Annotated in this window: 7 protein-coding genes and 1 pseudogene; 5 read left to right on the top strand and 3 right to left on the bottom strand. The window is 72.0% G+C overall.

Annotation, left to right across the window (positions count from 1 at the left end):
* Positions 1–75 precede the first annotated feature (75 nt).
* Positions 76–1,680: a multicopper oxidase family protein gene (locus PV419_RS37970; RefSeq protein ID WP_319696829.1), complete on the bottom strand. Its 1,605-nt coding sequence runs from the start codon at positions 1,678–1,680 to the stop codon at positions 76–78.
* Positions 1,681–2,164: 484 nt separating this feature from the next.
* Here PV419_RS37970 and PV419_RS37965 point away from each other — a divergent pair, with 484 nt between their 5' ends.
* Entirely contained in the window at positions 2,165–3,526 is a 1,362-nt protein-coding gene (locus tag PV419_RS37965) for a glutamine synthetase family protein (RefSeq protein ID WP_319696827.1), read from the top strand.
* A gap of 415 nt (positions 3,527–3,941) precedes the next feature.
* Positions 3,942–7,238, top strand: coding sequence for a bifunctional [glutamine synthetase] adenylyltransferase/[glutamine synthetase]-adenylyl-L-tyrosine phosphorylase (locus tag PV419_RS37960; RefSeq protein WP_319696826.1), 3,297 nt, complete (start codon positions 3,942–3,944; stop codon positions 7,236–7,238).
* Positions 7,239–7,274: 36 nt separating this feature from the next.
* Here PV419_RS37960 and PV419_RS37955 read toward each other — a convergent pair whose 3' ends face one another.
* On the bottom strand, positions 7,275–8,006 hold the full coding sequence (locus PV419_RS37955; RefSeq protein WP_319696824.1) for an IPT/TIG domain-containing protein: 732 nt from the start codon (positions 8,004–8,006) through the stop codon (positions 7,275–7,277).
* A gap of 234 nt (positions 8,007–8,240) precedes the next feature.
* Complete coding sequence (locus tag PV419_RS37950; protein WP_319696822.1) at positions 8,241–8,687, bottom strand: helix-turn-helix domain-containing protein; 447 nt, start codon at positions 8,685–8,687, stop codon at positions 8,241–8,243.
* A 195-nt stretch (positions 8,688–8,882) separates the two neighbouring features.
* On the opposite strand from PV419_RS37950, the gene PV419_RS37945 reads away from it, so the two are divergent.
* The 3 genes and pseudogenes from PV419_RS37945 to PV419_RS37935 all read left to right on the top strand — a co-directional run bounded on the left by PV419_RS37945 (position 8,883) and on the right by PV419_RS37935 (position 11,178).
* The gene (locus tag PV419_RS37945) at positions 8,883–10,316 is read left to right on the top strand and encodes an MFS transporter (protein ID WP_319696991.1); all 1,434 of its coding nucleotides are present in this window, start codon (positions 8,883–8,885) and stop codon (positions 10,314–10,316) included.
* Positions 10,317–10,461: 145 nt separating this feature from the next.
* A pseudogene (locus PV419_RS37940) lies at positions 10,462–10,870 on the top strand (RidA family protein).
* 5 nt (positions 10,871–10,875) lie between these two features.
* The gene (locus PV419_RS37935) at positions 10,876–11,178 is read left to right on the top strand and encodes a maleylpyruvate isomerase N-terminal domain-containing protein (RefSeq protein ID WP_319696820.1); all 303 of its coding nucleotides are present in this window, start codon (positions 10,876–10,878) and stop codon (positions 11,176–11,178) included.
* Positions 11,179–11,449: the final 271 nt, after the last annotated feature.

Below are 11,449 nucleotides of genomic sequence, written 5' to 3'. Positions count from 1 at the left end.
GGCCCTGAGTGTCTCCTTCATCACGTCGGCCCGGTCTCCGCCGTCGTATACGGCGGAGGCCGGGTCACCGACCAGCTACCTCCGGTAACCGAGGATCGTCATCAGCCCGGACTCCGAGTGGTAGACGTTGTGGCAGTGGACCATCCACAGCCCCGGGTTGTCCGCGTCGAAGTCGACGTTCACCTTGTGGTGCGGCAGCAGGATGGTCGTGTCCTTGCGCGGGCCGCCGTCCGGCAGCTGGAAGGTGTGGCCGTGCAGATGCATCGGGTGCCACATGTCGGTGCCGTTGATGAAGGACAGGCGGACCCGCTCGCCCGCGCGCACCGGATAGCGCTGCGACGGGTCGTACGGCTTGCCGTTGATCGCCCAGTCGTACCTCTTCATGGACCCGGTGATCCGCAGCCGGATCGTCCGGTCGGGGTCGTGGGGCTTCAGCCGCACGACCTCCGCGGCCCGCAGCTTGTCCGCGGTGATCAGCCTGCCGTCCAGCTCCCGGGGGCGTACGGACGGCCCCGGTGCCCCGGCGCCCTCGCTGGTGCGCAGCAGGGCCATCGCGGAGTGCCCCTTGCCCTCGGCGAGCGCGACGAGCGGGAAGACCCCGTCCTGGGCGGTGACCATCACGTCGTAGCGCTCGGCCATGCCCAGCAGCAGCGCGTCGGTGGTGGTGTGCTCGACCGGGAAGCCGTCGGTGTGGGTGACCGTCATGGTGTGGTCGCCGAGCGCGACGCGGAAGGCGGTGTCGCCGCCCGCGTTGATGATCCGGATGCGGACGCGGTCGCCGGGCTTGGCGCGGAAGGTCCGGGGGGCGTCCGGGGTGCGGCCGTTGACCAGGTAGTACGGATACGCCACATCGCCCGGGTCGCCGTCCAGCAGTCGGCTCTTGGCGCCCTTCAGCATCCGGGACGGGCCGGTGCGGGGCGCGTGGGAGCCGTCGTCGTCCCCGCCGCCCGTATCATCCATGCCCGCCATGCCCGCCATGCCGCCGCCGAGCTCCTCCAGCACCGCGTCCGGGGTGCTGCCGTCCACCCCGTCGACCCAGTCGTCGAGGACGACGATCCACTCCTGGTCGTACTCCAGTGGCTCCCTGGGGTCGTCGACGATCAGCGGCGCGTACAGCCCCCGGTCCAGCTGGACGCCGGAGTGCGGATGGAACCAGTACGTGCCCGGGTCCGGCACCGTGAAGCGGTAGTCGAAGGAGGCCCCGGCCTTGATCGGCGGCTGGGTCAGGCCCGGGACGCCGTCCATGTCGTTGCGCAGGGAGATGCCGTGCCAGTGCAGGGTGGTGGAGTGCGGCAGGTGGTTGGCGAGCCGGACCGCGAGGGTGTCGCCCGCGGTGACCCGGATCGGCCGGGCGGGCAGCTCGTCCCCGTACGCCCAGGTCCTGACCGTACGGGCGCCGAGGTCGAGCGAGGTGGTGGTGGCGGTGAGCCTGACCTCCCGTACGGTCCCCCGGGCCCTTTGCTCCCGCAGCCCCTCGGTGGCGGCGACCTCCACGCCGTGGGGAGAGACATAGCCCTCCGGGGCGGGCTGCTCGGCGGCCGGTGCGCCGGCGTTGCCGGCCCGGTGCGGGCCGTGTGGGTCGTCGGACGCGGAGGAGGGGGAGCAGGAGGTGAGCGGTCCGCCGCCGCCCGCGACGGCGATTCCCGCGCCGAGCACGGCGCGGCGAGTGAATGCGTGCATGAGTGGGCACCCCAATGGCCGATGTGTGAGCTGCGTGGAGGGGCGGCGCGTACGCCTCGCCCGCGCGGGGTGCGGGGGGTGGGCGGACGCGCTCCTATATGCGCAGCAGGGGTGCGGCACAGAGCGCCGGAGGCAAACCGAGCCCTGAAGCCACCAGCCGACCGCACCGGGCGGTCGTCGCCCTCCGCTGTCCGCGCATCGGTTCCTCCGGTCGCTCCGGTCGGCCACAGCCCCTACGATCGGTGTCGGCGCATGCCGACTTCGGCCACAGCTTACCCCCAAGGGGTATCGAAACCCCGGTGGCGGGCCCGTGTGCGAAGTGCTCGGGGCCGTCCGGGGCCGCATGAAAGTACGATGCACACATCGTGGCGGGGAAACCGGGAGGAGGCCCGAAACCTCACCGAAACCCCGGCAGGTGATACTGGGGTCCAAAGGTGCCCCACGCGTACCCCAAGAGCCGTCTGACCTGCAAGGATAGGGGACCATGGATAAGCAGCAGGAGTTCGTGCTCCGCACCCTCGAAGAGCGCGACATCCGGTTCGTGCGGCTGTGGTTCACCGACGTGCTCGGCTTCCTCAAGTCCGTCGCCGTCGCGCCCGCCGAGCTCGAAGGCGCCTTCGACGAGGGCATCGGCTTCGATGGCTCCGCCATCGAGGGCTTCGCCCGCGTCTACGAGTCCGACATGATCGCCAAGCCGGACCCGGGCACCTTCCAGATCCTGCCCTGGCGCGCCGAGGCCCCCGGCACCGCCCGGATGTTCTGCGACATCCTGATGCCGGACGGCTCCCCGTCGTTCGCCGACCCGCGCTTCGTGCTCAAGCGCATCCTGGCCAGGACCTCCGACCTCGGGTTCACCTTCTACACCCACCCCGAGATCGAGTTCTTCCTGCTCAGCCAGAAGCCCGTGGACGGCAGCCGACCGGTGCCCGCCGACTCCTCCGGCTACTTCGACCACACCCCGCAGAACATCGGCATGGACTTCCGCCGCCAGGCCATCACCATGCTCGAGTCGATGGGCATCTCGGTCGAGTTCTCCCACCACGAGGGCGCGCCCGGCCAGCAGGAGATCGACCTGCGCTACGCGGACGCGCTGTCCACCGCCGACAACATCATGACCTTCCGGCTGGTCATGAAGCAGGTGGCGCTGGAGCAGGGCGTGCAGGCCACTTTCATGCCCAAGCCGTTCTCCGAATACCCCGGCTCCGGCATGCACACCCACCTCTCCCTCTTCGAGGGCGACCGGAACGCCTTCTACGAGTCCGGCGCGGAGTTCCAGCTCTCCAAGGTCGGCCGCTCCTTCATCGCGGGCCTGCTGCGCCACGCCGGAGAGATCTCCGCCGTGACCAACCAGTGGGTCAACTCCTACAAGCGCATCTGGGGCGGCTCACAGCGCACCGCGGGTGCCGGCGGCGAGGCCCCCTCGTACATCTGCTGGGGCCACAACAACCGCTCCGCGCTGGTCCGCGTGCCCCTCTACAAGCCCGGCAAGACCGGCTCCACCCGCGTCGAGGTCCGCTCCCTCGACACCGGCGCCAACCCCTACCTCGCCTACGCCGTGCTGCTCGCGTCGGGCCTCAAGGGCATCGAGGAGGGCTACGAGCTCCCGGCCGGCGCCGACGACGACGTATGGGCGCTGTCCGACGGGGAGCGGCGCTCCCTGGGCATCGAGCCGCTGCCGCAGAACCTGGGCGAGGCCATCTCCCTGATGGAGCGCAGCGAGCTGGTCGCCGAGACGCTCGGCGAGCACGTCTTCGACTTCTTCCTGCGCAACAAGAAGCAGGAGTGGGAGGAGTACCGCTCCGAGGTCACCCCCTTCGAGCTGCGCAAGAACCTGCCGGTGCTGTAGGCGCGGGGCGTGCCCTGGTGGATCGAGGCTCCCGGTCGGCGCCCGCATGACGTCGGCCGGGAGTTGCGGGCTCACTGATCTTGAACTGCCGCCCGTGGCCGCAGGCGGCGAGCAACACGTGGATCTGGTGGGCAGCGGGGCAGCGGGGAGCACCGGCGACGGGGCGTCGCCACCACGACGCCCGCGACCGACCGGCACCCCGAGCACCCTGAGCACGACGCCTGCGTCGCCGTCTCCGTCCGCCACTCCTGGCAGTGCTGGGGCCCTGACAGCACAGGCGACCCGATTCGTCCAGCGCTGATCTCACACGTCACTCCCCGCCCCGCAGGGCCTAGGCTCGTGATCGGACCCGCCCTGGTCATCGGTGGCGCGGGGCCATGGGCGGCGGCACTCGAGAGGCACGGGAGGCGGCGGCATGTCCGTACCGCAGGGACGCAGGAGCAGCAACTTCACCCGGCTGCTGCGGCACGGCTTCACCGACCCCTCCGCCGCCCAGCTGCTGCTGGACTCGCCCGAGCTGTCCGGCGTACGGAGCGACTCGGTGCTGCTGGAGGCCCTGGGCGCGACCGCGGACCCCGACCTGGCCCTGCGTGGGCTCGTACGGCTCGTCGAGGCGCTGCCGGACGGCGGGGCGGCGGGCGCGACGGGATCAGCGGGCGGTAACGGCTCGGCCGGCTCCGCCGCGGCCGTTTCGGGCAGTGGCTCGCGGCAGGCGCTGCTGGACACCCTCGTCACCGCCAAGCCGCTGCGCGACCGGCTGCTCGGGGTGCTCGGCGCGTCCGAGGCGCTGGGCGACCACCTCGCCCGGCACCCGGGGGACTGGCAGGCCCTGGTGACGTACGAGTCGGCGGATCTGCACCCGACCACCCCCGAATTCGAGCGGGCCCTGGCCGAGGGCATCTGGGGCCCGCCCGGGGCGGGCCGGCCCCGGCCCGACGCGCTGCGCATCGCCTACCGCCGCGCGCTGCTGGCCATCGCCGCCCGCGATGTGTGCGGCACCACCGACGTGGCCCAGGCGGCCGCGGAGCTGGCCGACCTGGCGACCGCCACGCTGCGCGCCGCGCTGGAGATCGCCGCCGAGGAGCAGCCCGAGGACGCCGCCGCCTGCCGGCTCGCCGTGATCGGCATGGGCAAGTGCGGGGGCCAGGAGCTCAACTACGTCTCGGACGTGGACGTCATCTTCGTTGCAGAAACTGTGGAGGGCGTCGAGGAGGGCAAGGCGGTGCAGGCCGCGACCCGGCTCGCCTCCCGGCTGATGCGGATCTGCTCCGAGGCCACCGTCGAGGGCAGTATCTGGCCGGTCGACGCCAACCTCCGCCCCGAGGGCCGCAACGGGCCGCTGGTGCGCACCCTGTCCAGCCACCTGGCGTACTACCAGCGGTGGGCCAAGACCTGGGAGTTCCAGGCGCTGCTCAAGGCCCGGCCGGTCGCGGGCGACGCCGAGCTCGGCCAGGCGTATGTGGACGCCCTCGCGCCCATGGTGTGGCAGGCCGTCGAGCGCGAGAACTTCGTCCCCGACGTGCAGCAGATGCGCCGCCGCGTCGTCGAGAACATCCCCGCCGCCGAGATAGAGCGTGAGCTCAAGCTCGGGCCCGGGGGCCTGCGCGACGTCGAATTCGCCGTCCAGCTGCTGCAGTTGGTCCACGGGCGGTCCGATGAGACGCTGCGCAGCGGCACCACGCTCGACGCGCTGGCGGCGCTGGCCGCGGGCGGCTACGTGGGGCGCTCCGACGCCGCCGCGCTGGACGCCGCGTACCGCTTTCTGCGCTCCATGGAGCACCGCATCCAGCTGTACCGGCTGCGCCGCACCCACCTGGTGCCCGAGGACGAGGCCGACCTGCGGCGCCTGGGGCGTTCCCTGGGCTTCCGCACCGAGCCGGTGCCCGAGCTGGGCGCGGCCTGGCGGCGCCACGCGCGCGAGGTCCGGCGGCTGCACGAGAAGCTCTTCTACCGGCCGCTGCTGGACGCGGTCGCCCAACTGGAGCCCGGTGAGACCCGGCTCAGCTCCCAGGCCGCGGGCCAGCGCCTGGAGGCCCTCGGCTACGCCGATCCGGCCGCCGCGCTACGACATCTGGAGGCGCTGGCGTCCGGTGTGACCCGTAAAGCGGCGATTCAGCGTACGCTGCTGCCCGTGCTGCTGGGCTGGTTCGCCGACTCCGCCGACCCGGACGCCGGGCTGTTGGGCTTCCGGAAGGTCTCGGACGCCCTGGGCAAGACGCCCTGGTATCTGCGGCTGCTGCGCGACGAGGGCGCCGCCGCGGAGAATCTGGCGCGGGTGCTGTCCACCGGGCGGCTCGCCCCCGACCTGCTGCTGCGCGCCCCCGAGGCGGTCGCCCTGCTCGGCGACCCGGAGGGGCTCCGGCCGCGCGGCCGGGCCCACCTGGAGCAGGAGACCCTCGCGGCGGTCGGCCGCGCCGAGGGCGCGGAGGCGGCGGTCGCGGCGGCCCGCGGGGTTCGGCGGCGCGAGCTGTTCCGTACCGCGGCCGCCGACATCATCGAGAGCGCGCGCCTGGCGAACGGCGCCGCACAGCCGTCCGTGAGCCTCCCGCCGCCCGGCGGCGCGGGGGCGGCGGGCGCCGGGGCGCTCGCGGCGGCCGACGGCGGCGCGCGGCCCCCGGCCGCCAGGCCGGGCCCCCCGAGCCCCCTCCGCCCCGCCGGGGCCAAGCCGGCCGGGACCGCCCATGCCGCCGCGGCGGCCAAGGGCGTTCCGGGGGTGGGTGAGCCGCCGCTGGACCCGCCCGCGCTGGTCGACCTGGTCGGTGACGCCGTCTCCGATCTGAACGCCGCGACGATCGCGGGCGCGCTGCGCGCCGCGGTGCGCGAGAAGTGGGGCGAGGAGCTGCCCACCCGCTTCGCGGTCATCGGGATGGGCCGGTTCGGCGGCCACGAGCTGGGTTACGGCTCGGACGCCGACGTGCTGTTCGTCCACGAGCCGCGCGAGGGCGTGGACGACCAGGAAGCCTCGCGCGCCGCCTTCGCCGTGGCCAACGAGATGCGGCGGCTGCTCCAGCTGCCCACCGTCGACCCGCCGCTGGCCATCGACGCCGACCTGCGGCCGGAGGGCAAGTCCGGCCCGCTGGCGCGTACCCTCGCCTCGTACGCCGCCTACTACCGGCGCTGGTCGCTCGTCTGGGAGAGCCAGGCGCTGCTGCGCGCCGAGCCGGTCGCGGGCGACTCCGACCTCGGCGCCCGCTTCATCGAGCTGATCGACCCGCTGCGTTACCCCGCCGAGGGCCTCGGCGACGACGCGGTGCGCGAGATCCGGCGGCTCAAGGCCCGTATGGAATCCGAACGCCTGCCCCGCGGCGCCGACCCCACCACGCACACCAAGATGGGCCGCGGCGGCCTGGCCGACGTCGAGTGGACGGTACAGCTGCTGCAGATGCGCCACGGCTGGGCCGAACCGGGCCTGCGCACCCCCCGCACCCGCGAGGCCCTGGCCGCCGCCCACGCCGCCGGGCTGATCGGCGCGGAGGACGCGCAGACCCTGGACGAGGCCTGGGTACTGGCCACCCGCGCCCGCAACGGCATCATGCTGGTCCGCGGCCGCCCCGGCGACACCTTCCCCGGCGACAGCCGCGAACTGGCGGCGGTCTCCCGCTACCTGGGCTACGGCCCCGGCATGGTCGGCCAGATGCTCGACGACTACCGACGGACGACGCGGCGGGCGCGGGCGGTGGTGGAGCGGCTGTTCTACGACTACGAGGGCTGACGGGCGGCCAGGACGCCTCACGGGTAGAGGTACACCTCACAGGTAGAGGTACGTGGCCGGAGCGGTGTCGCTGCCCCCGGTGGTGGTGACGGCGACGGCGACGGCGACCGCGCCCAGGGCGTGCGGGGGTGTGATGGCGGCGACCTGCGTGTCGGAGATCACGCCGAACGCGGCCGGGACGCCGCCGAAGGTCACACCGGTGGTGGTCAGCAGGTCGGTGCCGGTGATGGCGACGGTCGTTCCCCCGGTCGTCAGTCCGGTGATCGGAGCGAAGCCGGTGACGCTCGGCGGGGCGACGTAGGTGAAGAAGACGTCGTCGGCGACCCCGCCCCGGGTCGTGACGGCCACGGCGGCGACGCCTGCCGCCTGCGCCAGGGCGGTGACCTGCAGCGTGGTGTCCGAGACCACGGTCGGGGTCACAGACGATCCGCCAATGCTCACCGCCGTGGCGGTGAGCAGATGGCGGCCGGTGATGACGAGGGTGCCGCCGCCCGTGAGCGGTCCGGACGACGGACTGACGCCGATGACGACGGGCGGAGGGATGTAGAAGAGCGGCTGTGGAGCGCTCGGCCCGCCCGCCGTGGCGACGACGACCGGGACCACCCCCGAGCCCGCCGGCGAGACGACCGTGACCGAGGTGGCCGTGTTGCCCGTGATGGCCGCCTCGTCGGGGCCGAAGTACACCGAGGTGGCGCCGCCGAGATCGGTGCCGGTGACGGTCACCGTGTCGCCACCGCCGGTGGACCCGTCGCTCGGCGTCAAAAGCATGGCTACCTCCGCGCGTGCACGTCGTCGGCGCGAGTGGGTTCGTGCCGAATTCCCGTGCCGCACGCGTGAATTCGGGGCCGGGGCCGGGTCCCGGGACTTCAGTAGCTCAAGCGGTGATGACACCGGCCAAGGGCCAAGAATGGAAATTCACTCCGACGGCGGAGCGCCCTGGCCCGATGTCTCCCTCGGCTCGTGTGCCCCGGCACGCGCCGGGACGGCTCGGCGCCGGTTCTCTCACGCCCCGCCCGTGGCCATCACCTTGGCCTCGGCCTCACGCCGGTCGTACGCGGCGCGGGCCGTGGCGATCTCGTCCTGGTGGTCCTCGGTCCACTCGACGAGCGCCTGAATGGTGTTGTGCAGTGTCGCGCCCATCGGGGTGAGCTGATAGTCCACGCGCGGCGGGACCACCGGGTGCACCGTACGCCGCACCAGCCCGTCGCGCTCCAGCTGGCGCAGCGTCACGGTGAGCATGCGCTGGCTGATCCCGTCGATCTCGCGCCGCAGTTCGGTGAAGCGCATGGTGCGGTAGTCGAGCAGGGCGATGACGAGCAGTGACCACTTGTCGGCCACACGGTCGAGGATCTGACGGACCTCGCAGCCTTCGCGGGTGTCCCACTGGCGGATGTGGTCGTCGTCGGTTCCCGTGCAGTGACTCGGTGACTTCAAAGTGCCTTCTTCCATGGTCGTTCAGGGTGCATCAGGATCGAGGCGGTAACAAGAGGGAACTGACAGGCGTCCCGGTAACCGCCCGCGACGCGTCCCCTCTCCTTCCTCCCTCCTTTTCTTCTTGCTTCAAGGAGCTGTGCTGTGTCCACGACGTCCAGTTCGTCCACATCACCACCGCAGGAGACCGTCCCCGAGCCCGGCGCCGCCCGCTTGAGCGGGCGCGCCTGGGGAGTGCTCTTCGTGCTGTGCGGAGCGATCTTCCTGGAGGGCATCGATGTGGCCATGCTCAACGTGGCCCTGCCGTCGATCCGCGCCGACCTGGGGATGTCCACCGGCGAGCTGCAGTGGGTGATGAGCGCGTACGTCGTGGGCTACGGCGGGTTCATGCTGCTGGGCGGAAGAGCGGCGGACCTCTTCGGCCGCCGGCGGATGTTCCTGCTCTGGCTCACCGTCTTCCTGCTCTTCTCCGGCCTCGGCGGCTTCGCCGACGACGGGCCGACGCTCATCGTCGCCCGCTTTGTGACGGGGGTCGCCGCCGCGTTCATGACCCCGGCCGGACTGTCCATCATCACGACCACCTTTGAGGAGGGGCCGCAGCGCGACAAGGCCCTCCTGGTCTACTCCGGCACCGCGGCCGGGGGCTTCTCCATCGGCCTGGTCGTCGGAGGGCTGCTGACCTCGGCCGACTGGCGCTGGGTGTTCTTCGCGCCCGTAGTCCTGTCGTTCCTCATCCTGGTCGCCGCGCCGGCCCTCATCCCCAAGTGCGAGCGGCCCGACCGCACCGGACAGCGTGTCGATCTGCTCGGGGCGCTCACCGTGACCGGTGCGATCGTGCTTCTCGTCCTCGCCGTCGAACGCGCCGCCCACACCGGCGTGGGCCAGACGCTCGGCACCCTCGCCGCCGGCTTCGTACTCCTCACCGTCTTCGTCCTGACCGAACGCCGGGCGGCTGCCCCGCTGGTGCGGCTGGGGATCCTCCGCAGCGGCTCCCTGGTGCGCGCCAACCTCTCCGCGCTGTTCTTCTCCGGCGGCTTCTTCGGTTTCCAGTTCATCGCCGTGCTGTATCTGCGGGAGCTGCGCGGCTGGTCCACGGTCGAGACCAGCCTCGCGCTCCTGGTGATCGGCATCGACGCCGCTCTCTCGCCCACCCTCACCCCCAAGCTCGTCGAACGCTTCGGCAACGCCCGGGTCATCTTCGGCGGTCTGGTGCTGGCCGCGCTGTCGTACGCCCTGTTCCTGCCGGTCGGCGAGGACTGGACGTACGCGGCGATGTTCCCCAGCTTCATCACCCTCGGCCTGGCCTTCTCCCTGGCGTACGGCCCGCTCACCATCGTCGCGACCGAAGGCGTCCAGGAGGAGGAACAGGGCCTGGCCGGAGGCCTCCTCTACACCTCCTTCCAGTTCGGCGCCGCACTCGGCCTGTCCACCGTCACCGCCGTCAACATCGCGGCCACCGACGACAGCGGATCCCCCCAGGCCCTGCTCGACGGCTACCACGCCGCCCTGCTCGTCCCGTTCTTCGCGGCCGCCCTGGCCGCGCTCATCAGCGCCTTCGGCCTCCGTGGCCGGCCCCGGGCGACGGGCGGCGACGCGCCGCGGGTCGCCGCCGCCGAGAGCGCCGAGACGGCGGGGGCGGCGCAATGACCCCTGTTGGGACGGAGGTGTCCCCGGCCCCAGCCGGGGGCGTACCCCACGTGTGTCCAGCTCGCGGCCCGCGGGGGTGATGGCCACGCGCCTTGGCTTGCGGCTGTATGAGACGTATCCGCCCTGGTCACCTAGCGTTCGGCGCATGACAGAGCGACGCGTGATCCTCAGCGGCTCGACCTTCGAGGAGCAGATCGGCTATGCCCGTGCCGTGGTCGACGGCGACTGGGTGCATGTGTCAGGGGCGACCGGGTTCGACTACGCCACCATGACGCTCTCCGACGACGTGGTCGAATAGGCCGAGCAGTGCCTGGGCAATATCGAGGCGGCGCTGACCGAGGCGGAGTGCACCTTCGCCGACGTGGTGCGGGTGCGCTATCTGCTGCCCGACCGCGCGGACTTCGCGCCCTGCTGGCCGGTTCTGCGCCGCCGCTTCGGCGAGGTCCGGCCGGCCGCCACGATACTCATGTGCGGCCTCGCCGACCCCCGCAATGAAGGTCGAGACAGAGGTGTACGCGCGGCGGGCCACCGCGCATAAGCCGCTGGCAGCTTGATCGGCATGGATCAGAACCGTGTGCTGGAAGCATTCCGCCTCGAAGCCTCGGAGCTCTCGCATACGGTCGCCGGCCTGTCCGAGGCCGAGTGGGACCGCCCCACACGGTGTGCACCCTGGTCCGTGCCTGAACTGCTGACCCATGTCCGGGTGGTGATCGCGTGGTTGCCCGTGATGCTGGAGCGCCCGGCTCCGGACAAGGCGGAGGTCACCGCCGTGGAGTACTACCGGCCCGACGATCGCTTCGCTCCGCGGACCACGGCGGGGTATCGGCGTGCGGCAACGGGGCCAGCCTCTTGGAGATGCTGACGGATGGTCGCGTTGCGCCCGCGAGTGGGGATGCCGAGGTCGTTGATCAGCTCGGCGAGAGCGTGAAGCACTGGTCCCACCCCCGGCGACCTCTCGTTCGCCGATGCGCTCGGCTCCCATACGCAAGTAGAACCCTTCGGCGTGAGGGTCGGATTCCAGGGTCAGGGTGTGAAAGCGTCTCTGATCAGCTAAGCGATCCCATGTGAACCGTAAGGTCCGGCGCGGGTTCTTCCCACCTGGGCGGGGAAGCGTGAGCGTGGAGGTGGAATCC

Origin of the sequence: Streptomyces sp. ME19-01-6 (assembly GCF_033793745.1) — a bacterium.
GTDB lineage: Bacteria > Actinomycetota > Actinomycetes > Streptomycetales > Streptomycetaceae > Streptomyces.
The sequence above is the reverse complement of the archived record's forward strand: the minus strand, read 5'-3'. Positions and strand labels throughout refer to the sequence as shown.